Here is a 26,542-nt window from a genome sequence, read left to right as displayed (position 1 = left end):
CCACTAGGCATCGCGCGCGCCGATCAGCGTGTCGATGCGCACCGGCGCGAACGGCGCACGTGCCGCCGCGCGCGGCCATCCGAAATAGACCGAAGCCGCCTCGCCGCAGATGCGTCCCTGACACGGCCCCATGCCGCAGCGCGTTTGCAGTTTCGCGTCCCGCCAGTTCGCGTGCGCGGCGATATCGCCTGTCGGCACGTCTTCGCATCGGCACAACACGGTGTCCGGCGACGGCATCGCGCAGGCTTCGGCGCCGAGTTCGAACGTCCACGCGACGCGTCGCGCGAAGCTTTGCCAGCGATCGCGCTCGCGCACGAGCCGCGCATCGATGGCGATGCCGAGCGCCGCTTGCGCCGCGATCATGCCTTCGACGCGCGCCAGCTCCATTCCGCCGATACCCGTGCTTTCGCCCGCCGCGAACACGTCGTCGCGCGAGGTGCGCTGCGCGTCGTCGACATCGATTGCGCCTTCGCGTTCGTCGATGAGACAGCCGAGAGCCAGCGCGAGCGTCGAATTCGGCACGAGCCCGTAACCGCACGCGATGCGATCCGCCGCGAGCGTCTCGTCGCGCCCGCGCGAGCGGATCGTGACCGCCTCCACGCGCGCGCTGCCGTGCGCCTTCACGACGACACTGCCCGTCCGATATCCGCGATAACAAACGGCGCCGAGCCTGATTGCCTGCGCCAGCTTTCCCGGCGTCGACACGAGCGACGCGACGAAGCGCGCGACACGCGCAAACGGCGCCTGCTCGACGACCGCGACGACGCGCGCCCCGTGACGCCGCGCGGTATCGGCGGCGGCGAGCAGCAGCGGCCCGCTGCCCGCGATGACGACGCGCTCGCCGCGCACCGGCATGCCGCCCTTGACGAGCGCCTGGAGACCGCCCGCGCCCGTCACGCCGGGCAAGGTCCAGCCGTGAAAGGGCAGAAGACGCTCGCGCGCGCCGGTCGCGAGAACGAGCTTCGAATACGCGAGCATGAGCGGCGCGCCGTCGCGCTCCAGCAAGAGCTGCTTGTCGCCATGCGCCGCCGCGACTTTCGTGGCGTTCATCGCGATCAGGTTCGCGTGTGGGAGCGTTTCATCGAGCCATCGGCGCAGTGGCGGCGCGCTCGCTTGCGTCGGGCCTTGTCGCCAGATCTGTCCGCCGGGACGCGGATTGTCGTCGATGAGCGCGACGCGCGCGCCCGCTTCCACCGCGATCCGCGCCGCGCTCAGGCCCGCCGGCCCCGCGCCGACGATCGCGATATCGACTCGTTCGACGTTCATCGCGTCGTCTCGATCGAAAGGCCGTCGCGGCAAAGCGTCTGACAGCCGAGCACATGCGCGCGGCCATCGACCGTCACGCGGCATTCGTGGCATACGCCCATACCGCACAGCGCGGCGCGCGGCTCGCCGGTGACCGAGCGCCGCGTGCCCTCGATGCCGCCGCCGATGCCGCACATTGCGATGGCGGCGGCGACTGTCGTGAATGCGGGCACCGAAAGCATCTCGCCGTCGATGATGACGCGCACGCGCTCAGCCATCGGCGTGCTCCCGGGCAAATCGTTGCGGACAGAACGCGTTCGCGTCCGGAATATCGAAAGGCGGCGGTTCGCCGAACATCTGCGCGGCGATGAGCTTCGCCGTGCCGAGCGACGTCGTCACGCCGAGCCCTTCGTGCCCCGCCGCGAGCCACAGACGATCGCCTGCGAAACGCGCCGGCCCGATCAGCGGCAAGCCGTCCGGCGTCGCGGCGCGAAAACCGGTCCACGCGCGGATCGCATTGAGCGCGCCGATGCCCGGCAGATAACGCGTCGCGCGCGCGAGCATCGCGGCGAGCACGTCCATGTCGACGGCCGGATCGCGCGTGCCGAACTGGCGCGACGAGCCGATCAGCACTTGTCCCGTCGGACGCGGCTGCGCGTTGAACGCCACGGACGTCCCGCGCGCGTGATGCGCGCTCTTGATGTAGCCGAGTTCCAGCACCTGATGACGGATCGTGCCGGGATAGCGATCGGTGATGAGCAGATGCCCTTTTTTCGCTTCGAGCGGTACGTGCGCGATGAGATCCGGCACCGCGAGCCCATTGGCGATGACCACATGAGCCGCCGCGCGCCGCTCGCCGTTCGCGAGCGTGACACGCGCGTGCGTGTCGTCGGCGTCGGCGGCGATGACCGCGCAGCCCGTCGACACGCGGATGCGCGGCGAACGTGTCAGCAGCCACTGCGCGGCGGCGGGCGCGTACACGATGGCGTCGTCGCCGATCAAGAGGCCGCCTTGCATCGCGTGGCTCACCGCCGGCTCCGCCTCGCGCAGCGCGGCGCCGTCGAGCATATGCGCGCGCACGCCTGCTAGCGCGAAGGCATCGCGCATCGTGCGGGCGGCGTCGAGTTCCTCGTCGTCCTCGGCGATCCACAACGTCCCGCAACGCGAGAACGCATCGCGCCCGCGCAACTGGGAGCCGAGCGCGAGCCACAATTCGCGCGACGCACGCGCCAACGCGAATTCGGCGGGCGAATCGTTCATTACGACGATATGGCCCATGCCCGCCGCCGTTGCGCCGCCGCCGATGCCGCGCGCCTCCAGCACATCGACCGCGAGGCCGCGCGCCGCAAGCTCCGCCGCGCACGCCGCTCCGACGATCCCGCCGCCGACGACGATCACGTCCGCCGTCATATGCCTTTGATGAACGGATCGCGCTCGTCGAAGACGAGACGGCCTTCGCCCATCACGTGGGCGTAGCCGGTGATGGTCGGGACGAGCATGTCGCCGTCCGTCGCGTAACTGCCTTCGAACACGCTGCCGATGATGCTTTCCTGACGCCAGACTTCGCCCGGCGCGAGCGCGCCGTCCGCCGCGAGACACGCGAGCTTGGCGCTCGTGCCGGTGCCGCACGGTGAGCGATCGTAGGCGCTGCCGGGACACAGCACGAAGTTGCGGCTGTCGATCCCCGCGACCGGCGAATCCGCGAACAACTCGATATGGTCGATGAACGCGCCCGCCGCGCCGGTGATGCCCTGCGCGTGCAAGGCGTCGCGGATCGCGCCGGTGAACGCGGTCAGTTCCGCGATGCGCGCGGGCACCAGTTCCCGCCCGTGTTCCGCGACGAGAAAGAACCAGTTGCCGCCCCATGCGACATCGCCGGTGAACGTGCCGTGGCCGGGCACATCGACCGATATCGCGCGCCGGTGCCGGTACGCCGGCACGTTGCGCACGCTGACGCTGCCGTTGTCGTGCAGCGTCGCGTCGACGGGGCCGACGGGCGTATCGATCCGATGCCGACCCGGCGCGATTTTGCCCGCATGAGCGAGCGACGCGACGAGCCCGATCGTGCCGTGCCCGCACATGCCGAGATAGCCGACGTTGTTGAAGAAGATGACGCCCGCCGCGGCGTCGGCGGAATCAGGCTCGCACAGCAGCGCGCCGACCATCACGTCCGAACCGCGCGGCTCGGTGACGATGGCGCGGCGCCAGTCGTCGAAACGCGTGCGGAACGCGTCGAGCCGCTGCGCGAGTGTGCCGTGGCCCAGATCAGGGCCGCCCGCGATCACGAGGCGCGTCGGTTCGCCGCCCGTATGCGAGTCGATGATTTCGATGGTTTTCATGCCGCCTATCGTAGAAACGCGCGCAATCGGCGTCTTGTAGCGGCGCGATCGTTTTGATGACGATATCGGCATAATCGAAGCGCGTTCCGAGACGCTTTTAGCGCGTCGAAACCGCTATGCCGAAATCGGCACACGGCGCGCGCGAAACGCGCAAGACGCACGACTTTCCGGTGCTTACACTGCCTACCGTTCAATCACTTTCGGAGAGCCGACATGACGCATATCTGGGAAGGCGTGATGCCCGCCGTGACCACGAAGTTCAACGCCGATTTCAGCATAGACCGCGCGTGGACCGCGAAGAACATCGAGGCGCAGATCGACGCGGGCGTGGACGGCATCATCGTGTGCGGATCGCTCGGCGAAGCATCGACGTTGTCGCTCGACGAAAAACTGGACGTGCTCGATATCGCCGTGGACGCCGCACGCGGCCGCGTGCCGGTGCTGCTGACGATCGCGGAAAACAGCACGCTCGACGGCTGCCGCCAGGCCGAACGCGCCGCGCGTCGCGGCGCGGCGGGTTATATGGTGCTGCCGGGATTGCGTTATCTGTCCGACCGGCGCGAAACGCTCAATCATTTCCGCATGGTCGCCGACGCGAGCCCGCTGCCGCTGATGGTCTACAACAATCCGCTCGCGTATGGCATCGATGTCACGCCCAAGATGTTCGGCGAACTCGCGGAAGACAAGAAGTTCGCGGCGATCAAGGAATCGAGCGGCGACGTGCGCCGCATCACCGACCTCATCAACGAAACGGGCGACCGCTACGCGCTCTTTTGCGGCGTCGACAATCTCGCGATGGAAGCCATGCTGATGGGCGCGCACGGCTGGGTCGCGGGACTCGTGTGCGCCTTTCCGCGCGAAACGGTGGCGATCAGCAAGCTGATTCGGGCGGGGCGTGTCGAGGAAGCCCGCGCGATTTATCGATGGTTCGCGCCGCTACTCGCGCTCGACGTCTCGCACAAGCTCGTGCAGAACATCAAGCTCGCGGAGACGATCGTCGGTCTGGGCACGGAGCCGGTGCGTCCGCCGCGTCTGCCGCTCGCGGGCGACGAGCGCAAGGAAGTCGAAGCGTTGATCCGCCGCAGCATCGAAACGCGCCCGGCGTTGCCCGCGCTGTAAAAACACGCGGAGAAATGAGAAATGCCGTCGGTTTTAATCGACGGCATTTTGCTTTGTCAGAACGGCCTCAGGCTGCAATCTGCGCAGGGGCGGGATCGACGAGGCCGTCGTCCGAATCTTCGCCTTCGTCGTAGAGATGCAGCAGGCGATAGCCGCTCTTGTAGACGGGCTGCAGACGGAAGTTGTTGACCGGCTCGATCTCCAGCGCGAGACGCAGGCGCGACACATGGCTATCGATAGTGCGCGTGGTCTCGCGGAACTCGCGGCCCCAGACCATCGCGAAAATATGATCGCGCGACAGCACGCGGCCGATGTTCGAGAAGAAAAGCTGCGCGAGGCGGAACTGCGTGCCGCTCAGCTGCACCGGCTTGCCGCGCACGGTGACGGTTTGCTGCCGGGCGTCGAAACGATACGGACCGACTTCGAGGCACGCGCTGGTGGTCGAGGGATACGCGCGGCGCAGAAGCGCTTCGACGCGCGCGCCGAACTCGCCCGGGCGAATCGGATAAACGACGTAGTCGTCGGCGCCGGCCGTGAGCGCGCAGACCACGTTGTGCTCGGCGCCGTCCGGCGTTGCGAACAAAACCGGCACGCGCTCGCCGAAGCTCGAGCGCACGTATTTCAGAAGATCGAGGCCGCACAGGCCGGTCGAATTCCAGTCGAGAATCAGCAGATCGACCGTCGAGCGGGAAAGCGCCTTCGACAGCACGAGGCCATCGCCGAAAGTGACGCAGGTATGGCCGAGTCGTTTGACGACATCGCTGATGAGATTTCGATAGCTCGGGTCGGTTTGCAAAACGGCGACGCGCATGGTGTCTTACCTGATGAGTCCAAGGGACATGGGGCGGAGGCCTTACTGCAAGCGCCCGCCGGGCGTCTCGTCGCGGGATGAGACGGGGATATTCAAGCTGCGCATTCTGAGCAGCCATGCGACCCTTTCCCATCGGACTCGTCCGAATTGTCAACGCATGTGACGGCGCGCTTTCACGAACGCCGTAACGTCGGATGCACGCAACCATCTCGAAAATAGAACGCGTTTTCGCTTTTGCGCCGGCTTTCGTCCTGTAACATGCCGCGTTTGGCTCAAAAAGTTGCCGCTTCCGCCGTCTTTACCAAGATGCCGCGAAGCAAGCTGCGCCGCGACTGTCCGTCGCAACGCGCAGCGCGGACGACGGGTCGCGGCTTCGAATCCGCACCCGCTGGTTTTCGGCCGGTTCGATCCCGTTCCGCGCCGGACCTTCGCTTCGCGTCCACCCGGCGCGTTTAGTCACTCCCGCAGGGCAAAGCCTCGTCCTACCGCGCGTCACGCGTGGCTTTTCCACTTACGGGTTCATTTTTCCGATGCAGGCAACACCTCTGTCCGACGCCCCGCGCGCGGCCGGCCGTGCGCTCACGCGCGGCGACTACAAGACGCTCACGCTCGCCGCGCTCGGCGGCGCGCTCGAGTTCTACGACTTCATCATCTTCGTGTTCTTCGCGCCGGTCATCGGCCAATTGTTCTTTCCGCCGTCGATTCCTGACTGGCTTCGCCAATTGCAGACTTTTGGCATCTTTGCGGCGGGCTATCTGGCGCGTCCGCTCGGCGGGATCATCATGGCGCACTTCGGCGATCTGCTCGGCCGCAAGCGCATGTTCACGCTTTCCGTGCTGCTGATGTCCGTGCCGACGCTCCTGATGGGCGTCCTGCCGACCTACGCGTCCATCGGCCTGATGGCGCCGGTGCTGCTGCTTCTGTTTCGCGTGATGCAGGGCGCGGCGGTCGGCGGCGAAGTGCCGGGTGCATGGGTGTTCGTCTCCGAGCACGTGCCGGAGCGTCATATCGGCTATGCGTGCGGCACGCTCACGGCGGGGCTCACGGCGGGCATTCTGCTCGGCTCGCTGATAGCAACGGGCATCAACAAGGCATTCGCGCCCACCGAAGTCGCCGATTTCGCGTGGCGCCTGCCCTTCCTGCTCGGCGGCGTGTTCGGCCTGTGCTCGGTGTATCTGCGCCGCTGGCTGCACGAAACGCCCGTCTTCGCCGAGCTGCAGAAGCGCAAGTCGCTTGCGGCGGAGATTCCGCTCAAGGCCGTGCTGCGCGACCACGGCCGCGCCGTCATCGTGTCGATGCTGCTCACGTGGATGCTGTCGGCGGCGATCGTCGTCGTGATCCTGATGACGCCGACATTGCTGCAGAAGCAGTTCCACATCGCCCCGGCGACGGTGCTCGTCGCGAACTGCGCGGCGACGCTGTGCCTCACGATCGGTTGCGTGCTGGCGGGCGCGATCGCGGGCCGCATCGGCGCGGGCAAGACGATTTTTGTCGGCGGCGCGGCACTCGCCGTGTCTTATTGGCTGATGTTCGAGCAAGTCGCGATCGATGCCTCCGCGCTTCTGCCGTGGTACGCGCTGACGGGCTTTTGCGTCGGCGTGATCGGCGCGATTCCGTTCGTGATGGTCAAGTCGTTTCCGCCCGCCGTGCGCTTCTCGGGCATCTCGTTTTCATACAATGTCGCGTATGCAGTGTTCGGCGGACTCACGCCGATCGTCGTCTCGCTGATGATGAAATCGAGCCCGATGGCGCCCGCGATCTACGTCGGCGCGTTGTGCGCGCTCGGCGCGCTGACCACGCTCTTCATCAGGCAAGCGCGTTGAACCTTGTCTGACGCAACGGCGCGCCGTTCACGCGGCGCGCCGTTTTCATTCCGATTTCACGTTTCAGGACACGCCGAAACATCGAACGCGCGACGCGCCTACGATGGACGGCATGAACTCGAACCCTTCCTCTTCCGGCGCGCGTCTGTCCATGCGGCAGACGCTCGTCGTCGCGGCGACCAGCGTCGGCTTCGTCGTCTCGCAGCTCGATGTATCGATCGTCAATGTCGCGCTCGCGAGCATCGGTCACGATCTGCACGCGGGCGTCGCGAGCCTGCAATGGACCATCGACAGTTATGCGCTCGCCTTCGCCGCGCTGATGCTCTCCGCCGGTTCTCTCGGCGATCGCTTCGGCGCGCGGCGCATGTTCCTCGGCGGACTCGCGCTCTTCGCACTGGCCTCGCTCGCGTGCGCCTTTTCGCGCGATGCGGCGCAACTGATCGCGGCGCGCGCGCTGCAAGGCGTCGGCGCGGCCGGGATGCTGCCGAACTCGCTGGCGCTGCTCAACGCGGCATGCGGCCATGACCGGCGTCTGCGCGCCCGTGCGGTCGGCTTGTGGACCGCGGCGGGCGCGGTGTCGATCGCGGCGGGGCCGGTCGTCGGCGGCGTGCTGATCGCGGCGTTCGGATGGCGCAGCATCTTCTGGGTCAATCTGCCGATCTGCATGGCGGGCCTCGCGGCGACGCTCGTGTGGATAGACAACGCGCGCCCGAAAGACGCCGATCGCGCGCGCGGCATCGATCTGCCAGGCCAGGCGCTTGCGATCGTCGCGCTGGCGTCGTTCGTCGGCGCGGTGATCGAACTTCGTCCGCTCGGGCCGATGCATCCGCTCGTCGTCGGCGCGCTCGTCCTTGCGCTGGCCACGGGCGGCGCGTTCATCGCGATCGAGCGCAACAGCCGCGCGCCGATGCTGCCGCTCTCGCTCTTCGCCGAGCGCACGTTCAGCGCGGCGGTGGTCTTCGGCATCGGCGTGAACCTCACCTATTATGGGATGGTGTTCCTTCTGAGCCTTTATGTGCAGCGCGTGCTCGGCCATACGCCCTTGCAGACCGGCCTCGCATTTCTGCCGCTGACGGGCGGCTTCCTGATCTCGAACCTGGCGAGCGGTCCCGTGGTGGCGCGTTTCGGCTCGCGCGGCCCAATGATCTTCGGCGCGCTCCTCGACGCTGCCGGTTTCGCCGCGCTCGTTTTCGTCGATGCTACGACGCCCACCGCCGCGCTGCTCGTCCCGTTCCTGCTGATTCCATCGGGCATGGGCCTCGCGGTGCCGGCGATGACGACGGCATTGCTCGGTACTGTCGGCCAGCAACGCGCGGGCACGGCGTCGGCGGTGCTCAACACGGCGCGGCAGGCGGCGGGCGCGATCGGCGTCGCGGCGTTCGGCGCGCTCACGGCGCACGGCGACGGCGCGGCGAGCCCGCAACATATCGTCGATGCGGTGCGCTGGTCGGCGGCGATATCGGTCGCACTGCTGTTGTGTGCCGCGATGATCGCGCGTCGCGTGAACAACCCGGCTGGCGTGAAGGCCGAAGGACGAACGAGCTGAAGATGGCAGCGGGAACGCGCGTTGCAATACACGAGCGACGCCGCGACTCTTTGTGAGGAGAACACCATGTCGACGATGCCCCGCTCCCCCGAGGAGCCGCTCGAACCGGACCCCGACAAGCTGCTCGATCCGGACGCCCCGCCGAACCCCGAAGATCCGGACATGCCCGACGGCCCGGATTCCGCCACGCCGATGGTGCCCGCCGATCCGAAGAACGGCGAGCCGCGCATGTAACGCGCCGAGGCCCATCGCGCGAACAAATCAATGCCCGCGCGGCCACGTGTGCCGTGCGGGCATTTAACTGCGCTCTCGTAAGGTGCGCCTAGAGACTCGTGGTCTGCACGGTGCCTGTTTCCAGCGCGCGCTCGATGAGCGCTTCATGCTGCGCCTTACGCACGGCATCGGCGACGAGCGTATCGGGTGCTTCGACTTCGGCCTTGATCGCGCCGATGATGCCGTCCGCTTCGACGATCACGAGCGATTCCGCCGAATCCGCCCGGCTGATGATGACGCGCGCCGGTCCGCCGCCTTCCGCGATGCTTGCGCAGAACTGCATCGTTTGCCCGCCGATTTCCTGCTCGAATGTCTGGATCATCGTTGCCTTCCGCGTTGGTTGGACAAAAGCTGACGCAAACTGCGTGCCGCGCCTTGCCGCGCCGCGCCGTGTCGTGCGGCGCCCTGCTTTCTTATTGATCCGCGCTGCCCGGCCAGGTTCAATTCTGTGAGCATGCGCACGGCGACGCAAGCTCAACCTCTCGCTGCGGCGAGATCGCGAAGGATGGCGGCGGTGGCGTCGTCGGCGGGAAAGAAGGCTTCGATCGCGAGTTCTGACAACGTGATATCGACGGGCGTGCCGAACACCGTCGTCGTGCTGAAGAACGACATCACGCCATGCGACGTACGCATGCGCAAGGGGACGACGACCGGATCGGTTTCGCCGCCCGGCTCATGCGACACATGCGCGGGCGCGGGATACGCTTCGAGTTCAGCAAGGAGCGCGGCGAGCACCGCATCGCCCGACACTTCGATCTGCCTTCGCACACGCGCGAGCAAATGCGCACGCCATTCATGCCAGTTGTCGATGGCATCGGCGAGACCTTGCGGATGCATCGACAAGCGCAGCACGTTGACGGGCGGCGCGAGCAGTTCCGCCTTGGCCGGCGCGACGAGCGGCGCGAGCGCCGCGTTGGCGGCGATCATCGTCCAGTGACGGTCAACCGCGAGCGCCGGATACGGCTCATGCCCTTTCAACACGAGATCGACCGCGCGCCGTGCCGCCGCGAGCTGCGGATCGGCAAGCGTGCGCTCGCGATAAAGCGGCGCATAACCGGCCGCGACGAGCAGCGTATTGCGCTCGCGCAGCGGCACGTCGAGCTGCTCGGACAGACGCATCAGCATCTCGCGGCTTGGCAGCGAGCGTCCTGATTCGACGAAGCTGAGATGCCGCGTGGAGACGTCGGCGATGCCCGCGAGATCGAGCTGGCTCAGGCGGCGGCGCTGACGCCACTCGCGCAGCAACTGACCGACGCCCGAGCGGGCGATTGAAGGAACAAGGGTCGAGTTCATGCAGGCGATCTTAGACGAAGCCTGTACACGCATCCATTACCTGCGACGTCAACGCTGCGAACGAACGTAAGATTTACATCGCAAACCTTTGCGCAGAAAAACTTGCGCGCGTCACCCTAAATCTTCGGCACTTTCGAGCCGATAAGCCCCACAACAGCGAACAATGCGTCGCGCGCCGTGCGCGTCTCAATCCCGAGCACGCACAGCACGCTGCGCCCGGACATTTGCGGAGAAACTATGTTTGTCATCATCGGATGGGTGGTGGTCATCGGCTCGGTGATCGGAAGCTTCATCGGCGTCGGCGGCCACCTCGCCGCGCTCGTGCAACCGTTCGAGCTGCTGTGTATTTTCGGCGCGGCGATCGGGGCGTTCGTCGTGTCCAATCCCACGGCGACGCTCAAGAAAACGCTGCAATCCATTCCGAAGGCGTTCAAGGGCGGCGGCTATACGAAAGAGAAATATCTCGCGCTGATCGCGTTGCTGTACGAACTGCTTCAGAAGGCGCGCAAGGAAGGCATGATGGCGCTCGAAGCCGATGTCGATGCGCCCGAGTCCAGCCCGGTCTTTCAGAAGTACGAGCACGTCATGGCCGATCATCATCTGCTCGATTTCATCGTCGACTATCTGCGCATGATGTCCGCGGGCAACGTCAACGCGCTGGAGATGCAGGACCTGATGGACGAGGAACTCGAGACGCATCACACCGAAAGCTCGATCGCCGCGAACGCGATCCAGAAGATGGCCGATGGCCTGCCCGCATTCGGCATCGTCGCCGCAGTGATGGGCGTCGTGCACACGATGGGCTCGGTCGGCGCCGCGCCCGCCGTGCTCGGCGAGATGATCGCGGGCGCGCTCGTCGGCACGTTCCTCGGCATTTTGCTGGCATACGGCTTCATCGGTCCGCTCGCGGACCTGCTCAACGCGAAGGGCGCGGCCGAAGCGAAGCCGTTCCAGTGCGTGAAGTCCGTGCTGCTCGCATCGATGAACGGCTATGCGCCGACGATCGCGGTCGAGTTCGGCCGCAAGGTGCTCTTCACCGCCGATCGTCCGAGCTTCAAGGAACTCGACGACGCGGTGCGTGCAACCAAGATGCCGAAGGCGGCTTCGTAACTTCACGGCATAGACATCATGGCTGAGAAACCGTCACGCGATCCGCTGCAATCGGTGCTTGCGCCGACTGTCGTCGTCAAGCGCAAGAAGAAGGCGCATGGTCACGGTCATCATGGCGGCGCATGGAAGATCGCATACGCCGACTTCGTCACCGCGATGATGGCGTTCTTCCTGCTGATGTGGCTGCTCGGATCGACATCGAAGTACGACAAGGAAGGCATCGAGCAATACTTCAACACGCCGCTTTCCGCGCTGTTCGGCAACGACGGCGGCGCATCGGCGCATACGAGCGTCATCGCGGGCGGCGGCAAGGATTTGTCGAGCACGCGTCCGGGCGAAGGCAACAAGACGCAGCCGCAACCGGTGCCGCCATCGGTCGCGCGCGCAGCCGTCGCGATGGACGACTTGCAGAAGCTCCAGCACCTCAAGCAGAAGCTGATGGCGCTCATCGAACAGATGCCGGCGTTGCGTGCTTACAAGGATCAGATCCGCATCGCGATCACGAGCGAAGGCTTGCGCATCGAGATCGTCGATTCGCTGAAGCGGCCGATGTTCGCGTCCGGCAGTTTCAAGCTCGAAAGCTATGTGACGACGATTCTGACGAACATCGGCGCATCGCTGAACGATGTCGATAACCGCGTATCGATCGCGGGACATACGGATGCTGTGCCTTATTCCGGCAATCAGGCGGGCTATTCGAACTGGGAGCTTTCGGGCGAACGTGCGAATGCCGCGCGTCGTGCGCTGGTCGCGGGCGGCATGAAGGAAAGCAAGGTGCTGCAAGTGCGCGGACTCGCCGACGTGCTGCCGCTCAACAAGGATGTCGTCGATGAACCGACCAATCGGCGCATCAGCATTCTCGTGCTGAACAAGGCGGCGGAACAGGCCTTCTTCCGCGATGGCGGCAGAACGACGGTGGATGAAAACCGCCCGGTCGAGGCGGCGATTCCGGCAGCGGTCGCGGCGAAATCGAATGCGCCGGTGGCAGTCGTGAAGTAAGCGACGTTGCAACGAAACGCGCCATGCAAATCGAATGATGCATGGCGCGTTTTGCATTTCAGCCGATCCACTCTCCTACCGTCTGCACGACGAGCCACGCATTCGCGGCGCTGATCACGGCAAACAGCGCCCACGCGACGAACTTCATATGCAGCCTGTTCGCGAACGTGCCCATCAACGTGCGATCGCTCGTCATCCGGATCAGCGGATACAGCGCGAACGGCAACTGCAGACTCAAGACGACCTGGCTTGCGACGAGCAGCTTGCCGACCGCACCGTTTCCCATCACGTACACGCCGATCAGCGCGGGCACGAGCGCGAGCGCGCGCGTGATGAATCTGCGCTGATAGCACGGAATTTTCAGTTGCAGGAATCCTTCCATGATGACCTGCCCCGCGATGGTTCCCGTGAACGTCGAGCTTTGCCCCGATGCGAACAAAGTCACCGCGAAGAGAATTGCAGCCAGACCCGTTCCGACGATCGGCGCGAGCAGCTTGTAAGCGTCTTCGATCTCGGTGACCTGCGTGTTGTCCCGTTGCATGAAACGCCGATGCCGCGAGAATCAGGATCGCAGCATTGATCAGCAACGCGAGAATGAGCGACACGATCGTATCGAGACGCGAAAGATTGATCGCCGATGCAAGGCTCTTGATGTCGCGATTCACGATGCGCGTCTGCACGATCGACGAATGCAGATACAGGTTATGCGGCATCACGGTCGCACCGAGAATGCCGATCGCGAGATAGAGCGGCTCGCGATCGCTCAACGCGTGAATCGACGGCACGAGCCCCGCTGCGACCGAAGGCCAGTGCGGCTTGACGAGCACGAGTTCGACGATATAACCCACGCCGATCGTCGCGATGAGCCCGAGCATGATCGCTTCGAGATCGCGAAAATTCTTCCCCTTCAATCCGAGCACGATGAGCGTATCGAATGCGGTGAGCACGACGCCCCACATCAGCGAAACGCCGAACAGCAAATGAAATGCGAGCGCGCCGCCGAGCACTTCGGCGAGATCGCAGGCGATGATCGACAGCTCCGCCAGCATCCATTGCACGTTCGCGACGGGTTTCGCGTAACGCTCTCTCGATAGCTGCGCGAGGTCTTTCCCGGTGACGATTCCAAGGCGCATCGAAAGGCATTGCAGCACCATCGCCGCGAGGCTCGACAGCACGACGACGAAGAGCAGGCTATAGCCGTAGCGCGATCCAGCTTCGATGTCCGTCGCCCAGTTGCCGGGGTCCATGTAGCCGATGGAAATGAGCAGGCCCGGTCCCGCGAATTGCAGGAGCTTCTTCCAGAGCGGCGCGCCCGGCGCAACCGCGACCGAGCCTTTGACTTCCGATGGACAAAACGGCGCGGTGGCCGTGGTCGGCAGATTGAACGGCAATTTATCGGTTCCCGATGCGATGTCTAAGATGCCTTTGAAGCGCGCGGCATCCGCGAACGATGTTCTTATGAGTGGCTTACAAAACGCCTCACGCGGGGCGAGTCTATCATCGGCCGCAAGCGATCGCAGGCGGCTACGCGATGCGTCTTTCGGCCCTTTCAGCGCGTGCTCCAATCTGACCATATCGCCATGTGATCGCCAGCATGTCGTCACCGTCCGACAAATAGAATTGGGTGGTGGCTGTGGTAACCGTGCCGACGCTGCTTATCGCGCAACCGCACGCCGCGTTCATCCTTCACTTCCATGAGGAGCACGCCATGAAACTCGTCACACGCATCGCCGCCATCGCACTCGCCGCCGCGCCGCTCGCCGCGCTCGCGCAATCCGAAGGGCTCACGCGCGCACAGGTCAAGCAGGATCTGCAACGCGTCGAACAGGCCGGCTATAACCCGTCCGAACGCGATGCTTTCTATCCCAACGACATCCAGGCAGCGGAAGCGAAAGTGAGCGCACAGAGCGCATATGGCGCATCCACGGACGGCTCGTCGTCTTCGGGACGCACCATGTCGACGACGCCGCTCGGACAGACTCCGCAATAAACGCAGGCACGCTCCTCGAACGAGACACGCGCGGCTTCGCTTCGCGCGCTTTTCGCGCGTTCGTTCGATTCATCGCCTGATGCAGGATAAGCGCGTCGACGCCGGATACCTACAATCGCAGAGCGGCTGTTCGAACACCGCACTCGCGTCGCCGGCCGCGTTCATCCCGTCATCCGCATGAGGAGTCCGCCATGAAGCTTGTTACGCGCATTGCCCTCGTCGCTTTCGCCGCTGTCTCTGCGGCGCCGCTCTCAGCGTTCGCGCAGTCCGACGGCTTAACACGTCAGCAAGTCCGCGAGGATCTCGTGAAGGCCGAGCGCGCCGGTTACCGTCCATCGGAGCACGACGCGCAATATCCCGGCAGTTTCCTCGACATCAAGGAAGGCATCTATACCGGCTCGAGCGTCTATCGCACGCAACCGGGCTATCCGAATCTAGCGCCCAACGCGGATCGATACCTGCGCTAAACGCCTGTTATTCCCGCATCGAACATGAAGCGCGCGCGCCCTACCGCGCGCTTTCGCAAGCTTGCTTTCAACTCGCCTAATCTGACAGAAGCGCCATATTCACGTCATATTGTCGTTGGCACCCGGCCACTACCATAGCGACACCGATGGCGGACCGCTCGCCGTCTCTGCTTCTTTCGCAGCGCCCTTCCTCCGCTTCTTCCGAACGCCTCAATGTGGATAGTCAACGTTGCGCTTAAGCGGCCATACACGTTCATCGTGATGGCCATCATGATCCTGCTGGCGACGCCGTTCGTGCTCGTGACGACGCCCGTCGACGTGCTGCCTGAAATCGATATACCCGTCGTCAGCATCATCTGGAATTACACCGGCCTTTCCGCACAGGACATGGCCAATCGCATCACGTCGGTCAACGAGCGCAGTCTCACGACCACGGTGAACAATATCGAGCATATCGAGTCGCAATCGCTGCAAGGCATCGCGATCATCAAGCTCTTTCTGCAACCGACCGCGAATATCCAGACCGCGATCGCGCAAACGGTGGCCGTCGAACAGGCGCAATTGAAGCAGATGCCGCCGGGTGCGACGCCGCCGCTCGTCATCAGCTATTCGGCATCGAGCATTCCGGTGATTCAGCTCGGGCTTTCGAGTCCGAAGCAATCGGAACAGGATCTGAACGACACCGCGCTCAACTTCCTGCGTCCGCAGCTCGTAACGATTCCGGGTGCGGCGGTGCCGTATCCGTACGGCGGCAAGACGCGCCTTATTTCCGTCGATCTCGACACACGCGCGCTTCTTGCAAAAGGGCTCACGCCGACCGATGTCGTGCAGGCCGTCAACGCGCAGAACCTGATCCTGCCAACGGGTACCGCGAAGATCGGTCCGCGCGAATACACGATCGACATGAACGGCTCGCCCGCGACCGTCGCGGGTCTGAACGACATTCCCGTGCGCACGATCAACGGCGCGACGACCTATCTTCGCGAAGTCGCGCACGTGCGCGACGGCTTTTCGCCGCAGACCAACATCGTGCGTCAGGACGGCCATCGCGGCGTGCTGATATCGGTGTTGAAGAACGGCAACGCGTCGACGCTTTCAATCGTCAACACGCTGCAAGACCTCTTGCCGCAGGCGCGTGCGTCGCTGCCGTCCGATCTCAAGATCAGCGCGCTCTTCGATCAATCGGTGTTCGTGAAGGCCGCCGTGCAAGGTGTCGTGCGCGAAGCGCTGATCGCCGCCGCGCTCACCGCCGCGATGATCCTGCTCTTTCTCGGCAATTGGCGCAGCACCTGCATCATCGCGATCTCGATACCGCTCTCGATTCTTTCGTCGTTGATCGTGCTGCATGCGCTCGGCCAGACCATCAACATCATGACGCTCGGCGGCCTCGCGCTCGCGGTCGGCATTCTCGTCGACGACGCCACGGTGACGATCGAAAACATCGAACGTCATTTGCATCTCGGCACGAATCTGCACGACGCGATTCTCGAAGGCGCAGGCGAGATCGCCGTGCCCGCGCTCGTCTCGACACTATGCATCTGCATCGTGTTCGTGCCGATGTTCTTTCTCACCGGCGTCGCCAAGTTCCTGTTCGTGCCGCTTGCGGAAGCCGTCGTCTTCGCGATGATCGCGTCGTACATTCTTTCGCGCACGCTCGTGCCGACGCTCGCGATGCTGTTGATGGGCCACGCGCACGCGCCTGATGCGAAAGCCAAGCCGAATCTTTTCATGCGCTTGCATCGCCGTTTCGATCGCGGCTTCGAGCGCATGCGCGGCGCGTATATCGTGATTCTGTCGACCCTGCTCGTGAAGCGGCGTGTCTTCGCTTCGCTCTTTCTCGGCTGCTGTCTGCTCTCGGCGGGCCTCGTGTTCGTGCTCGGCGAAGACTTCTTTCCGAGCGTCGACGCGGGCGATATCCGCCTGCACATGCGCGCGCCGACCGGCACGCGTATCGAGGAAACCGCGCGTCTCGCCGATGAAGTCGAGAAGGTCGTGCGCCAGCTCGTGCCGCAAGACGAGCTCGCGACGATACTCGACAACCTCGGGCTGCCTTATAGCGGCATCAATCTCTCGTACAGCAATGCGGGGACGATCGGCACGCTCGACGGCGAGATACAGGTCGCGCTCAATGCCGATCACTCGCCGACGCAGAAGTACATCGACGAATTGCGTGCGCTCTTGCCGCGCCGCTTTCCCGGCGTCGAGTTCTTCTTTCAGCCCGCCGACATCGTCACGCAGATCTTGAACTTCGGCCTGCCCGCCGCCATCGACGTGCAGATTCAAGGACAGAACGGCCAGGCAAACTTCGAAGTCGCGAGCAAGCTGATGAAGCAGATTCGCATGATTCCCGGCAACGTCGATACGCATATCCAGCAGAAGCTCGACGAGCCCGCAATCGATCTGCAGATGGATCGCACGCGTCTGCAGCAACTCAATCTCTCGGCGAGCAACGTCGCGCAGAACGTGCTGGTGTCCCTGTCGGGAAGCTCGCAGACCGCGCCGGGATTCTGGTTCAATCCGCGCAACGGCGTCGAATACAACCTCGCGGTGCAGACGCCGCAGTATCAGGTGTCATCGATCGATGAACTGCTGCGCACGCCCGTGTCCGCATCGATCAACGGACCCACGCAACTGCTCGGCAATCTCGTGCGCCTCTCGCCAAAGAACGAGTTCGCGGTGGTCACGCACTACAACATCCGCCCGGTGATCGATCTCTTCGTGAGCGTCGAAGGGCGCGATCTCGGCAGCGTCGCGCGGCAGGTGAATCATCTCGTCGACGATGCACGCAAGGCGCTTCCGCGCGGCAGTCAGATCGTCGTGCGCGGTCAGGTCGAAACGATGCGTTCGTCGTTCTTCGGCCTAGGCCTCGGAGTCGCGATGGCGATCGTGCTCGTGTATCTGCTGATTGTCGTGAATTTCCAGTCGTGGATCGATCCGCTCATCATCGTGAGCGCGTTGCCCGCCGCGCTCGCGGGCATCGTCTGGATGCTCTTTCTGACCGGCACGCACCTGAGCGTGCCCGCGCTCACCGGCGCGATCATGACGATGGGCGTCGCCACGGCGAACAGCATCCTGATGGTCTCGTTCGCGCGCCAGCGTCTGAACGCCGGCATGCCGCCGCTCACCGCCGCGCTCGAAGCGGGCGCGAGCCGCATACGTCCTGTCTTGATGACCGCCTTCGCGATGATCATCGGCATGGTGCCGATGGCGCTCGGTCTCGGCGAAGGCGCGGAGCAGAACGCGCCGCTTGGCCGCGCGGTCATCGGCGGCCTGCTGTTCGCAACGGTTTCCACGCTCTTTTTCGTGCCGCTCGTGTTTGCGGGCATTCATGCGCGTCTCGCGCGCCGCGCCGCGCCCAAGGACCCCACGCAACATGAAGACGGCGGCGGCCAACACTGATATCGAAACATCCGGACGAACATGACCGAAAAGAACCACGCATCGCTTGCGATCCCCGCTCGCGACCCGAATGAAGGGCCCGCGCTGCCGCCGCGCCATGTCGAATGGAAGCGCGCGAAGATCGCGCTCGTCATCGTGCTCGCGCTGCTCGCGATCGGCGCGGCGCGCACCGTCGTCACCGACGTCATGCATAGCCATTCGATCGCGACGCGCACGCAACAGAACGCGCAGCAATACGTGAATGTCGTCGTGCCGGCGCAGACCGACGGCGGCGGCGACACGACCTTGCCGGGCACGTTGCGCGGCTTCGTCGAATCGCCGATCTACGCGCGCGCGACGGGTTATCTGCTGCACTGGTATGTCGATATCGGCGCGCGCGTCAAGCAAGGCCAGGTGCTCGCCGATCTCGACACGCCCGAGATCGATCAGGAACTCGCGCAAGCCGTCGCGCAACGCGATCAGACCGCATCGAGTCTCGGCCTTGCGAAGAGTTCGCTCGAACGCTGGCAGCAATTGCGTCAACGCGATGCCGTATCGCAACAGGAACTCGACGAGCGTCAAAGCACGTACAACCAGGATGTCGCGAATCTCGCCGCCGCCGATGCCAACGTGAAGCGGCTGCGTCAACTCGAATCGTTCAAGCGCGTCGTCGCGCCGTTCGCGGGCGTAGTCACGCAACGCAACGTCGATGTCGGCGATCTCATCGATGCGGGCAGCGGCACGAGCCGCGCATTGTTCGCGCTCGCGCAGTCCGATCCGTTGCGCGTGTTCGTGCAATTGCCGCAGGCGTATGCGCAGAACGTGACCGTCGGGCAGGACGTGACGGTTTCGCAAGCGGAGCTGCCCGGCCAGCAGTTCCACGGCAAGATCACGCATATCTCCGGTGCGATCGACGTGCCGACGCGTTCATTGCAGGTCGAAGTGACGCTGCCCAATCACGATGGCCGTCTGCGGCCCGGCGCCTATGTGCAGGTCGCGGTGCCGGCGAGCGCGCATGCGCGTCTGCTCGTGCCGGGCAATGCGCTGCTGTTTCGCGCAGAAGGCCCGCGCCTCGCGGTCGTCGACGGCAACGGTCACGTGCGTCTGCACAAGATCGTGATCGCGCAGGATCTGGGGCAATCGCTCGAAATAGAGAGCGGCATCGATGCAAGCGACAAGGTCATCATCAACCCGAGCGATTCGATTGCCGATGGCGATCATGTGACGATCGCGCCGCAGCAGAAGCAATCGCAGCAACCGCAGCCCGCATCGGGTGCCAAGGCCGCGTCATGAGAACGGCGCTCGGCATCACGCTCGTATCGCTGCTTGCCGCTTGCACGGTCGGGCCGGACTATCGCCGGCCCGTTGCAGACACGCCGCCGACATGGAAGACGGACTCGTACTGGCGCGTCGGCGAACCATCGCATGCGCCGCTCGCGCTCGAATGGTGGCAAGGCTTCGGCGATGGCGCGCTGAATGGCCTCGAAACGCAGGCGCTCGCGCAGAATCAGACGCTTGCCGCCGCGGCCGCGCATTACGCGCAGGCGCGCGCGACGCTCGCGCAGACGTCGTCGCTCGCGCTGCCGGAAATCGATCTCGGCGCGAACGCGTCGCGCTTTCGCATATCGAAGAATCGTCCCGTCACCAACTACGCGAGCCCGAGCAACTCGACCGTGCAGAACGACGTGAAGCTCGCGCCGACGGTCGATTACGACGTCGATCTCTTCGGCCGCATTCGTCGTGAAGTGGAGGCCGCGCATGCAACGGCGGACGAATCGCGCGACGATCTGGCGAACGCGCGTCTCGTGCTGACCACCGATCTCGCGAGCGACTACTTCTCGATGCGCGAGCTCGATGCCGAGATCGACGTGCTGAACCGCTCCGTCGATCTGCAGAAGAAGGCGCTCGACTATGTTCAGGCGCAACACGATCTCGGCGCGGTATCGGGACTCGACGTGTTGCAGCAACAGGCATTGCTCGATCAGACACGCGTGCAGTCGCAACTTCTGCTGAACCAGCGCGCGCAGTTCGAGCATGCGATTGCCGCGCTCGTCGGCACCCCCGCGCCGCAGTTCTCGATCGCACCGGAATTGACTGATCATCCGCTTCCTTCGATTCCACTCGGGTTGCCGAGCGACGTGCTGCAGCGCAGACCCGATGTCGCCTCGGCCGAACGCGCGATGGCCGCGGCCAATGCGCAGATCGGCGTTGCGAAGGCCGCGTTCTTTCCAAGTCTCACGCTCAACGGCACGATCGGCTGGGAAAGCACCGCGTTCTCCAGTCTGATATCCGCGCCGAGTCTCTTGTGGACCATCGGGACGATGGCGAGCCAGGTCGTCTTCGATGGCGGACGGCGCGCCGCTGCCGTCGACTTCGCCAACGAAGGCTATGTCGCGGCGGTCGCGAACTATCGTCAGACCGTGCTCGGCGCGTTTCAGCAAGTGCAGGACGGCATCGTCGGATTGTCGGTGCTGGATGGCGCGGCGAAACAATCGCATGCCGCCGTCGTCGATGCGCAACGCCTGCTCTCGCTCGCGAACGATCGCTATTCGGGCGGCCTCGTCGCTTATCTCGATGTCATTACCGCGCAGCAGCAATTGCTCACGAGCGAGCGTCAGGACGTGCAGATTCACGGTCAGCAGCACACCGTTTCCGTGGCGCTCGTGAAGGCGTTGGGCGGCGGGTGGCAAGCGGACTACACGGCGAGCGATACGAAAGAAGTCGCCAATGCAACGGGCTCCGGCCAGTAGAAACGTTAGCAAGATGCCCGCGAGGCTCGTATAGTTAGCAGTTGAACAATGCGGTAAACACACACTGAACGCGCACAGGTGCCAGGCATGAAAGTCCTGATAGTCGAAGACGAACACAAGGTGGTGGATTACTTGCGCTCGGGGTTGACCGAGCAAGGCTGGGTCGTCGATGTCGCGATGGACGGCGAGGAAGGCACGCATCTCGCCATCGAATACGACTACGACGTGATCGTGCTCGACGTGATGCTGCCGCGCCGCGACGGCTTCGCGGTATTGAAGGCCCTGCGCATGCAGAAGTCGACGCCGGTCATCATGCTCACCGCGCGCGATCACATCAACGATCGCGTGCGCGGCCTGCGCGAAGGCGCGGACGACTATCTCACCAAGCCCTTCTCGTTTCTCGAACTCGTCGAGCGTCTGCATGCACTCGCGCGCCGCACGCGTGCGCAGGAATCGACGCTGATCTCCGTCGGCGATTTGTACGTCGATCTCATCGGTCGCCGCGCAACGCGCGACGGCGTGCGGCTCGATCTCACGGCGAAGGAGTTTCAACTGCTCTCCGTGCTCGCGCGGCGTCACGGCGACATACTGTCGAAGACCGCGATCACCGAACTCGTCTGGGAAGTCGATTTCGAAAGTCACACCAACGTCGTCGAAACGGCGATCAAGCGGCTGCGCGCGAAACTCGACGGACCGTTCCGAACGAAGCTGCTTCATACCGTGCGCGGCATGGGCTACGTGCTCGAAGTGCGCGAAGCTCGCGACATGCGCGAAACAAGGGAAGACGCGAGACCATCATGAACACGCAGTGGGCATCGGCGCCGGCGCAAGACGCAAGCGACGCACGCGAGCCGCGCACGCAACGCTCCATCGCGCGGCGCCTCGCCGTGATGTTCGCGCTCGTCGCGCTGTTCGTCTTTTCGCTCGTCGGATCGGGGCTTTTTCTCGTGTTGCGCGTGCAACTCGAACAACATCTGCGCGACTCGCTCGACAATCGCGCGGAGATTGCGCGCCTCATCGTCACGCATGTTTCGACGCCGGACAAATGGAAGATCGCGAAAGAAAAGCTCGCCGACATCACGCCGCGCGACGGCTCCACGCTCTTCGCGGTATCGAGCAACGATCCGCGCTTCGAATACGGCACGCCGCCCGCGGGCCGCGTGATCCGGCAGGTGATGGGCGGCTACGTGCGCTTCCGTCCGCAAGACCGCGCATACGACATGCTGATGACCACGCTCACGATTCCGCCGAACGTGGACCGGCCGCCCTTGCAGCTCTTCGTCGCGATCGACTGCTCGCCGAACGTTCATACGATGCGCGCGTTCGGTCTCGCGCTCGCCGCGTTCCTCGCGCTGTCGACCATCGCCGTGCTGCTGCTGAGCTATTCGGTCGCGCGGCTCGGTCTCGCACCGCTCACGCGTCTCACGCGCGATGCATCGAAACTGAGTCCGAACAATCGCTCGCAACGTCTGAACACGCGCGCGCTGCCGATGGAACTCGAAGATCTCGCGAAGTCGTTCAACGGCGCGCTCGAACGTCTCGATCATGCCTATGGCCGGCTGGAATCGTTCAATGCCGACGTCGCGCACGAACTGCGCACGCCGGTCACGATCCTCATCGGTCAGACGGAAGTCGCGTTGACGCGCGATCGCTCCATCGACGAACTGCGTCATACGCTGCAATCGAATCTCGAAGAGTTCGAGCGCGTGCGCGCGATCATCAACGACATGCTGTTTCTTGCTCGCGCCGATCAGGGCGAGCGCGCGACGGGACTCGTCGAAGTGTCGCTCGCGGCGGAAGTCGGCCGCACGCTGGAGTTTCTGGAGATTCCGCTGGAAGAAGCACAGGTCCGCGCGGTTGCGAGCGGCGATGCGCGCGCGTTCGTCAACACTTCGCTGTTCGGGCGCGCGCTGTCCAATCTCGTGATGAATGCGATCCAGCATTGCGCGCCGGGCGCGACGATCGCCGTCGCAATCACGCGCGAGCACGGACGCATCCGCATTTCGGTGGCCAATCCCGGCGAGCCGATTCAGCCGCACGTGATGACGCATCTCTTCGACCGATTTTATCGCGCGGAAAGCTCACGCACGAATAGCCGCGAGAATCATGGCCTCGGGCTCGCCATCGTGAAGGCAGTGGCGGAGATGCATCGCGGCACGGTGTCGGCGACGAGCGGCCATGGCATCAACACGTTTTCGTTCTCGGTCGCGCGTTTCGGCAACGAGCCGCGCAGCACGGAAGACGTGGCCTTGCCCGTGCCGCCGGTCGTCGAAACGAAGTCCGCGGCGACGTGAATCGCTCACGACGCCCGGATCACTGGCAGAAGTATTCGTCCGATGCCGCCACCGGCGCGTCGGCGGTCGCAGGCTTGAAGTGACTGTACTTGCGATACGTCTTGCCGTTCACCGTGACGGACTCGGCCGCTTCGGTCTCGCCGCTGCCCGACGCGATCGCGCTGCTATGCGCTTCGACCTTGCCGTTACCCCACGCGCTCGCGCGTGCATACGATCCGCTCGTCGACGTATCGGTCTTGCTTTCCTTCGAGATCGTGTCGGTCATGGGATTGCCGTAGCTCGCCGTATCGACCGATGATTTGGGCGGCACGTAACCCCACTTCGATGTGAGCGTGCTCATGTCGATCGTCTGCGGCTTCCAGCCGATCACCTTCGCGCCGATGGCCAGCGGCGATAGTTCCACCGCGACGATCTGCGTGCCGCGCCGCGCGACGAGCAGACACGTGCCGCCCGATGTCTGCAACGGCACATAGCCGCTCGACGGCAGGAGCGCAAGCGCCTGCGCATCGGGCATCGACTGCACGCCGGCCGGGTTCGCGGCCCAGATCACGCCGGCGCTCGCATCGGCGTGCGCGCTCATCGGCGTCATCGAGACCATCGCACTCGCCGCGAGCGCGATGGCCGCCAGTTTCTTATGACTCTTCATCGCATGCCTCAGCGGGAAAACGAGGGTTGACTCTCCGGGACCAGTCTTTCAAAGCCAACCCTTCAAAAGTAGAGACCGTCCGCTTGCCCGGACGTGTCTCCGCTGCTTCATGACGCCATGCTGCCATGGCGTCGCTGTTTCCTCACTTCACCTGCGAAACTTCGATCTTCTCGCCGATGGGCATGCTCGCCACTTCGACGCCATTCGTGCCGTCGGCATGCTCGTATGCGCGAGCGGCGACCGGCGTCGGTTGCGCGACCTGCTTCGCGGGCGCCGGGCGAGCCTTGGCGTCGTCCTGCGTCTTCATACTGACGTCCGGATTGTTCGCGGCGGTCACGGGCAAGCCGAGGCGCGCACGCACCAGCGGATCGCGATACTTCTCGTCATCGGAGAGTACGGCATCTTCACCCGACTTCGCGAGCGGCGTGGTCGTGCCCGGGCACAGATGGCCGGTCGCCTCGACGGCGCGGCGGTTCGCTTCGCTCTGGCAGAGCAGCGCGAGCGCGACATCGGTGAGGCCCATTGCGCGGAACTCGCGTGCATCGAGACGGCGTACGCACGCCTGATCGACGAGCGTCGTGCCGCCGGTCGCGCCGAAGCCCGTGATCGACAGACCGAAGCTGGCCGAGCCCATGCAGGTGTCGGAGAGCGTGGTCGTCAGTGCGGGTGCGGCGATCGACGGCGTCGTGCGCACCGAGTACGAACTCTGGTTGTAATCGACCGTCGTGCGCGTATCGAAGGCGCTCGTGCCGGGTCCGTTCGTGGCGGCCTTGCCGGTCGCATCAGTGCCGCTGCCGTCGTTGCCCGAGTTCGTGAGCGCCGGCATCGACAGCGAGATGTTCACGTTCGACGAACCGCCTTGCGCGCTCGAACGGCCGCCGCTCGCCGTCGCGACGCCGAGGCCGCCGACTGACGATGAATTGGAACTGGTGTTGGCCGTCGAGTTAGCCGACGTGCCGATGTTGTTCAGGCTCGAGCCGCCGCCCTGGCCGATACCCGTGGACGTCGAACCCGAAACCGAGCCCGACGAGGAATTGGCGGTCGTATCCGCGTGGGCGAGTTGTGCGGCGCAAAACAGAACCGCGCATGCCAATTGCAAAGTGGTCTTGTTCATTTTGGTGCTCCGGAGGAAAGGGGAACGTCACGGCGATGACGGTCCCGGACGATCTGGATTTGTTTTTATAGGTTCGGCAAAGGCGGTGTCGCGAAGCACGCAGCTTGTGATGACCCCGCCCTGCCCTGGCTCACGGGCCGGCTTAACGCCAGCCGCCGCCCAGCTTGCTCCATGCGTTGGCCGCTGCATCCGCGCCCGAGGTGCCGCCCGCTTGCGCGTTGCCGTGACCGAAACCGCCGACGTTCGACGTGTTGGTGTGGCTCGTCGTCGCGTTCGTGCCGTTGCCCGTTACGCCGAACTTGTTGCCGGCGATCGATTGCGCGTTGCCGTTGGCCGTGCCGGAGTTCGTGGCCGTGAAGCGGCCGAAGCCCGATACCGAAGCGGACGTCGTGCCGCCCGAGGTCGACGACGAGCTGGACGTCGTGGTCGTTGCCATCGCGGCGACGGAGACGAACGAGAGCAGTGCGGCAGCGATCAGATTGCGTTTCATGATTTGCATTCCTTATCGAATCGATGAGATTGGTTTTCGTTTTTTTTCGTTCTACGCGTGGTCACACCGGTTGCGGAAAAGCGAACCCCGTTGCGGCGAAGTCCGCCGTCCGCCGCCGTGTGCTTAGCGCCATCCGCCGCCCAGCTTGCTCCAGGCATTCGCAGCAGCGTCGGCGCCCGAAACGCCCGTTGCCGTCGAACCGCCGAAGCCCTTGCCGCCGACCGACGACGTGTTGATGTGGCCGGTCGTCGCGTTGGTCGTGTTGCCCGTCGTGCCGAAACCCTGGCCAGCCGTCGACGAAGCGTGGCCGTTGGCGATACCGGCGTTGGTCGCGGTGAACGAACCGAAGCCGTACACGGCTGCCGAGGTGTTGCCGCCCGAGGTCGAGCTCGAGCTGGAGCTCGTGCCCGTTGCGAAAGCAGCGGCGGAAACGAGCGAGAGGACGGCTGCTGCTGCGATCAGTTTGCGTTGCATGGTGAGGTCTCCAAGTGTAGGCGCACGGTCAAATCCGGCTACATCGACGCCGATATGTAGCGGGCACAACGAGTAATTTTATTTAGCATTCCTACTTCACACCCTTACATGAATCTCACGTCGATAAGACTGCGTGAAAATCAGCGGGTATTCGAAACAGGAAGCAGCTTAGAAACGTTGCGGGCAGCGAACGTCGCGGACTTCGATCACGAGAAGTCTTCGTTCGTGCATCAGGGCGATGTGGCCTTGCATCGGGCGGATCATGGCGCGCCGGCCATCCGCCTGTTCAATTCGTTTTGCGTTCGTGTTCATCACAATCCCCGTATTGCCTTTTCGTTCTGTTTTCAGGCGCCTGTTTTAATTCGCGCCTTGTTTTGATGT

Annotated in this window: 25 protein-coding genes and 1 pseudogene; 14 read left to right on the top strand and 12 right to left on the bottom strand. The window is 64.3% G+C overall.

The genetic code is table 11. The annotated features are described in order from the left end of the window. Positions 1 to 3 precede the first annotated feature (3 nt). Genes AWB77_RS25665 through AWB77_RS25650 form a run of 4 tightly spaced genes read right to left on the bottom strand, consistent with a single transcriptional unit; the run spans position 4 to position 3,593 of the window. A complete protein-coding gene (locus AWB77_RS25665) occupies positions 4 to 1,266 on the bottom strand; it encodes an NAD(P)/FAD-dependent oxidoreductase (RefSeq protein ID WP_061137275.1) in 1,263 nt (420 codons plus the stop codon). Continuing rightward, positions 1,263 to 1,523, bottom strand: a complete 261-nt coding sequence (locus AWB77_RS25660) for a 2Fe-2S iron-sulfur cluster-binding protein (protein ID WP_061137274.1) — start codon at positions 1,521 to 1,523, stop codon at positions 1,263 to 1,265. The genes AWB77_RS25665 and AWB77_RS25660 overlap by 4 nt, the downstream gene beginning before the upstream one ends. Next, on the bottom strand, positions 1,516 to 2,655 hold the full coding sequence (locus AWB77_RS25655; protein WP_061137273.1) for an NAD(P)/FAD-dependent oxidoreductase: 1,140 nt from the start codon (positions 2,653 to 2,655) through the stop codon (positions 1,516 to 1,518). Before AWB77_RS25655 ends, AWB77_RS25660 begins: the two co-directional genes overlap by 8 nt. Beyond that, the gene (locus AWB77_RS25650) at positions 2,652 to 3,593 is read right to left on the bottom strand and encodes a 4-hydroxyproline epimerase (protein ID WP_061137409.1); all 942 of its coding nucleotides are present in this window, start codon (positions 3,591 to 3,593) and stop codon (positions 2,652 to 2,654) included. The genes AWB77_RS25655 and AWB77_RS25650 overlap by 4 nt, the downstream gene beginning before the upstream one ends. A gap of 204 nt (positions 3,594 to 3,797) precedes the next feature. Here AWB77_RS25650 and AWB77_RS25645 point away from each other — a divergent pair, with 204 nt between their 5' ends. Further along, a complete protein-coding gene (locus tag AWB77_RS25645) occupies positions 3,798 to 4,703 on the top strand; it encodes a dihydrodipicolinate synthase family protein (RefSeq protein ID WP_061137272.1) in 906 nt (301 codons plus the stop codon). Between the two features lie 67 nt (positions 4,704 to 4,770). On the opposite strand, the gene AWB77_RS25640 is transcribed toward AWB77_RS25645, so the two are convergent. Then, positions 4,771 to 5,514, bottom strand: a complete 744-nt coding sequence (locus tag AWB77_RS25640; RefSeq protein WP_061137271.1) for a response regulator transcription factor — start codon at positions 5,512 to 5,514, stop codon at positions 4,771 to 4,773. 530 nt (positions 5,515 to 6,044) lie between these two features. Between AWB77_RS25640 and AWB77_RS25635 the strand changes: the two genes are divergently transcribed. From AWB77_RS25635 to AWB77_RS36670, 3 genes are all read left to right on the top strand, one after another. Then, positions 6,045 to 7,337, top strand: a complete 1,293-nt coding sequence (locus tag AWB77_RS25635) for an MFS transporter (RefSeq protein WP_061137270.1) — start codon at positions 6,045 to 6,047, stop codon at positions 7,335 to 7,337. A gap of 103 nt (positions 7,338 to 7,440) precedes the next feature. After that, on the top strand, positions 7,441 to 8,883 hold the full coding sequence (locus AWB77_RS25630; protein ID WP_061137269.1) for an MFS transporter: 1,443 nt from the start codon (positions 7,441 to 7,443) through the stop codon (positions 8,881 to 8,883). A gap of 66 nt (positions 8,884 to 8,949) precedes the next feature. Further along, positions 8,950 to 9,117 carry a hypothetical protein gene (locus tag AWB77_RS36670; protein ID WP_157694925.1) on the top strand — a complete coding sequence of 56 codons (168 nt, stop codon included), beginning with the start codon at positions 8,950 to 8,952 and terminating at the stop codon, positions 9,115 to 9,117. Positions 9,118 to 9,205: 88 nt separating this feature from the next. Here AWB77_RS36670 and AWB77_RS25625 read toward each other — a convergent pair whose 3' ends face one another. After that, the gene (locus AWB77_RS25625; protein WP_061137268.1) at positions 9,206 to 9,478 is read right to left on the bottom strand and encodes a hypothetical protein; all 273 of its coding nucleotides are present in this window, start codon (positions 9,476 to 9,478) and stop codon (positions 9,206 to 9,208) included. A 152-nt stretch (positions 9,479 to 9,630) separates the two neighbouring features. Then, a complete protein-coding gene (locus tag AWB77_RS25620) occupies positions 9,631 to 10,449 on the bottom strand; it encodes a helix-turn-helix domain-containing protein (RefSeq protein ID WP_061137267.1) in 819 nt (272 codons plus the stop codon). 237 nt (positions 10,450 to 10,686) lie between these two features. Between AWB77_RS25620 and motA the strand changes: the two genes are divergently transcribed. Both motA and motB read left to right on the top strand, forming a co-directional pair. After that, positions 10,687 to 11,559, top strand: coding sequence for a flagellar motor stator protein MotA (motA, locus tag AWB77_RS25615; protein ID WP_061137266.1), 873 nt, complete (start codon positions 10,687 to 10,689; stop codon positions 11,557 to 11,559). Positions 11,560 to 11,577: 18 nt separating this feature from the next. Continuing rightward, the gene (motB, locus tag AWB77_RS25610) at positions 11,578 to 12,558 is read left to right on the top strand and encodes a flagellar motor protein MotB (RefSeq protein WP_061137265.1); all 981 of its coding nucleotides are present in this window, start codon (positions 11,578 to 11,580) and stop codon (positions 12,556 to 12,558) included. A gap of 58 nt (positions 12,559 to 12,616) precedes the next feature. Here motB and AWB77_RS25605 read toward each other — a convergent pair. After that, positions 12,617 to 13,949 (bottom strand): annotated as a pseudogene (locus tag AWB77_RS25605) (Nramp family divalent metal transporter). A 317-nt stretch (positions 13,950 to 14,266) separates the two neighbouring features. Between AWB77_RS25605 and AWB77_RS25600 the strand changes: the two are divergent. From AWB77_RS25600 to AWB77_RS25570, 7 genes are all read left to right on the top strand, one after another. Further along, positions 14,267 to 14,548, top strand: coding sequence for a DUF4148 domain-containing protein (locus tag AWB77_RS25600; RefSeq protein WP_061137408.1), 282 nt, complete (start codon positions 14,267 to 14,269; stop codon positions 14,546 to 14,548). Positions 14,549 to 14,739: 191 nt separating this feature from the next. Beyond that, positions 14,740 to 15,015 (top strand): DUF4148 domain-containing protein, encoded by a 276-nt coding sequence (locus tag AWB77_RS25595; protein ID WP_063936562.1) that lies wholly within the window; start codon positions 14,740 to 14,742, stop codon positions 15,013 to 15,015. A 213-nt stretch (positions 15,016 to 15,228) separates the two neighbouring features. Then, positions 15,229 to 18,414, top strand: coding sequence for an efflux RND transporter permease subunit (locus AWB77_RS25590; protein WP_061137264.1), 3,186 nt, complete (start codon positions 15,229 to 15,231; stop codon positions 18,412 to 18,414). Between the two features lie 21 nt (positions 18,415 to 18,435). Next, entirely contained in the window at positions 18,436 to 19,686 is a 1,251-nt protein-coding gene (locus AWB77_RS25585) for an efflux RND transporter periplasmic adaptor subunit (protein ID WP_061137263.1), read from the top strand. Further along, a complete protein-coding gene (locus AWB77_RS25580) occupies positions 19,683 to 21,143 on the top strand; it encodes an efflux transporter outer membrane subunit (RefSeq protein ID WP_061137262.1) in 1,461 nt (486 codons plus the stop codon). The genes AWB77_RS25585 and AWB77_RS25580 overlap by 4 nt, the downstream gene beginning before the upstream one ends. An 87-nt stretch (positions 21,144 to 21,230) precedes the next feature. Further along, on the top strand, positions 21,231 to 21,944 hold the full coding sequence (locus tag AWB77_RS25575) for a heavy metal response regulator transcription factor (protein WP_061137261.1): 714 nt from the start codon (positions 21,231 to 21,233) through the stop codon (positions 21,942 to 21,944). After that, a complete protein-coding gene (locus AWB77_RS25570) occupies positions 21,941 to 23,437 on the top strand; it encodes a heavy metal sensor histidine kinase (protein WP_074168969.1) in 1,497 nt (498 codons plus the stop codon). Before AWB77_RS25575 ends, AWB77_RS25570 begins: the two co-directional genes overlap by 4 nt. Before the next feature lie 19 nt (positions 23,438 to 23,456). On the opposite strand, the gene AWB77_RS25565 is transcribed toward AWB77_RS25570, so the two are convergent. The 4 genes from AWB77_RS25565 to AWB77_RS25550 form a co-directional block, all read right to left on the bottom strand. Then, a complete protein-coding gene (locus AWB77_RS25565) occupies positions 23,457 to 24,083 on the bottom strand; it encodes a hypothetical protein (RefSeq protein WP_061137260.1) in 627 nt (208 codons plus the stop codon). A gap of 142 nt (positions 24,084 to 24,225) precedes the next feature. Continuing rightward, positions 24,226 to 25,197, bottom strand: a complete 972-nt coding sequence (locus AWB77_RS25560) for a hypothetical protein (protein ID WP_061137259.1) — start codon at positions 25,195 to 25,197, stop codon at positions 24,226 to 24,228. A 142-nt stretch (positions 25,198 to 25,339) separates the two neighbouring features. Next, positions 25,340 to 25,687: a hypothetical protein gene (locus tag AWB77_RS25555; RefSeq protein WP_061137406.1), complete on the bottom strand. Its 348-nt coding sequence runs from the start codon at positions 25,685 to 25,687 to the stop codon at positions 25,340 to 25,342. A gap of 123 nt (positions 25,688 to 25,810) precedes the next feature. Then, on the bottom strand, positions 25,811 to 26,161 hold the full coding sequence (locus AWB77_RS25550) for a hypothetical protein (protein ID WP_061137258.1): 351 nt from the start codon (positions 26,159 to 26,161) through the stop codon (positions 25,811 to 25,813). A 108-nt stretch (positions 26,162 to 26,269) separates the two neighbouring features. Between AWB77_RS25550 and AWB77_RS36140 the strand changes: the two genes are divergently transcribed. After that, a complete protein-coding gene (locus AWB77_RS36140; protein ID WP_157694924.1) occupies positions 26,270 to 26,539 on the top strand; it encodes a hypothetical protein in 270 nt (89 codons plus the stop codon). Positions 26,540 to 26,542: the final 3 nt, after the last annotated feature.

The sequence above is a fragment of the Caballeronia fortuita genome (genome assembly GCF_001544835.2).
Taxonomy (GTDB): Bacteria; Pseudomonadota; Gammaproteobacteria; order Burkholderiales; family Burkholderiaceae; genus Caballeronia; species Caballeronia fortuita.
This window is presented reverse-complemented; position numbering and strand designations above follow the sequence as displayed.

Excerpts from the sequence above, each read along its gene's own strand:
- AWB77_RS25665 (WP_061137275.1), bottom strand. The coding sequence starts at position 1,266 with ATGAACGTCGAACGAGTCGATATCGCGATCGTCGGCGCGGGGCCGGCG.
- AWB77_RS25660 (WP_061137274.1), bottom strand. The coding sequence starts at position 1,523 with ATGGCTGAGCGCGTGCGCGTCATCATCGACGGCGAGATGCTTTCGGTG.
- AWB77_RS25655 (WP_061137273.1), bottom strand. The coding sequence starts at position 2,655 with ATGACGGCGGACGTGATCGTCGTCGGCGGCGGGATCGTCGGAGCGGCG.
- AWB77_RS25645 (WP_061137272.1), top strand. The coding sequence starts at position 3,798 with ATGACGCATATCTGGGAAGGCGTGATGCCCGCCGTGACCACGAAGTTC.
- AWB77_RS25640 (WP_061137271.1), bottom strand. The coding sequence starts at position 5,514 with ATGCGCGTCGCCGTTTTGCAAACCGACCCGAGCTATCGAAATCTCATC.
- AWB77_RS25635 (WP_061137270.1), top strand. The coding sequence starts at position 6,045 with ATGCAGGCAACACCTCTGTCCGACGCCCCGCGCGCGGCCGGCCGTGCG.
- AWB77_RS25630 (WP_061137269.1), top strand. The coding sequence starts at position 7,441 with ATGGACGGCATGAACTCGAACCCTTCCTCTTCCGGCGCGCGTCTGTCC.
- AWB77_RS36670 (WP_157694925.1), top strand. The coding sequence starts at position 8,950 with ATGTCGACGATGCCCCGCTCCCCCGAGGAGCCGCTCGAACCGGACCCC.
- AWB77_RS25625 (WP_061137268.1), bottom strand. The coding sequence starts at position 9,478 with ATGATCCAGACATTCGAGCAGGAAATCGGCGGGCAAACGATGCAGTTC.
- AWB77_RS25620 (WP_061137267.1), bottom strand. The coding sequence starts at position 10,449 with ATGAACTCGACCCTTGTTCCTTCAATCGCCCGCTCGGGCGTCGGTCAG.
- motA (WP_061137266.1), top strand. The coding sequence starts at position 10,687 with ATGTTTGTCATCATCGGATGGGTGGTGGTCATCGGCTCGGTGATCGGA.
- motB (WP_061137265.1), top strand. The coding sequence starts at position 11,578 with ATGGCTGAGAAACCGTCACGCGATCCGCTGCAATCGGTGCTTGCGCCG.
- AWB77_RS25600 (WP_061137408.1), top strand. The coding sequence starts at position 14,267 with ATGAAACTCGTCACACGCATCGCCGCCATCGCACTCGCCGCCGCGCCG.
- AWB77_RS25595 (WP_063936562.1), top strand. The coding sequence starts at position 14,740 with ATGAAGCTTGTTACGCGCATTGCCCTCGTCGCTTTCGCCGCTGTCTCT.
- AWB77_RS25590 (WP_061137264.1), top strand. The coding sequence starts at position 15,229 with ATGTGGATAGTCAACGTTGCGCTTAAGCGGCCATACACGTTCATCGTG.
- AWB77_RS25585 (WP_061137263.1), top strand. The coding sequence starts at position 18,436 with ATGACCGAAAAGAACCACGCATCGCTTGCGATCCCCGCTCGCGACCCG.
- AWB77_RS25580 (WP_061137262.1), top strand. The coding sequence starts at position 19,683 with ATGAGAACGGCGCTCGGCATCACGCTCGTATCGCTGCTTGCCGCTTGC.
- AWB77_RS25575 (WP_061137261.1), top strand. The coding sequence starts at position 21,231 with ATGAAAGTCCTGATAGTCGAAGACGAACACAAGGTGGTGGATTACTTG.
- AWB77_RS25570 (WP_074168969.1), top strand. The coding sequence starts at position 21,941 with ATGAACACGCAGTGGGCATCGGCGCCGGCGCAAGACGCAAGCGACGCA.
- AWB77_RS25565 (WP_061137260.1), bottom strand. The coding sequence starts at position 24,083 with ATGAAGAGTCATAAGAAACTGGCGGCCATCGCGCTCGCGGCGAGTGCG.
- AWB77_RS25560 (WP_061137259.1), bottom strand. The coding sequence starts at position 25,197 with ATGAACAAGACCACTTTGCAATTGGCATGCGCGGTTCTGTTTTGCGCC.
- AWB77_RS25555 (WP_061137406.1), bottom strand. The coding sequence starts at position 25,687 with ATGAAACGCAATCTGATCGCTGCCGCACTGCTCTCGTTCGTCTCCGTC.
- AWB77_RS25550 (WP_061137258.1), bottom strand. The coding sequence starts at position 26,161 with ATGCAACGCAAACTGATCGCAGCAGCAGCCGTCCTCTCGCTCGTTTCC.
- AWB77_RS36140 (WP_157694924.1), top strand. The coding sequence starts at position 26,270 with ATGAATCTCACGTCGATAAGACTGCGTGAAAATCAGCGGGTATTCGAA.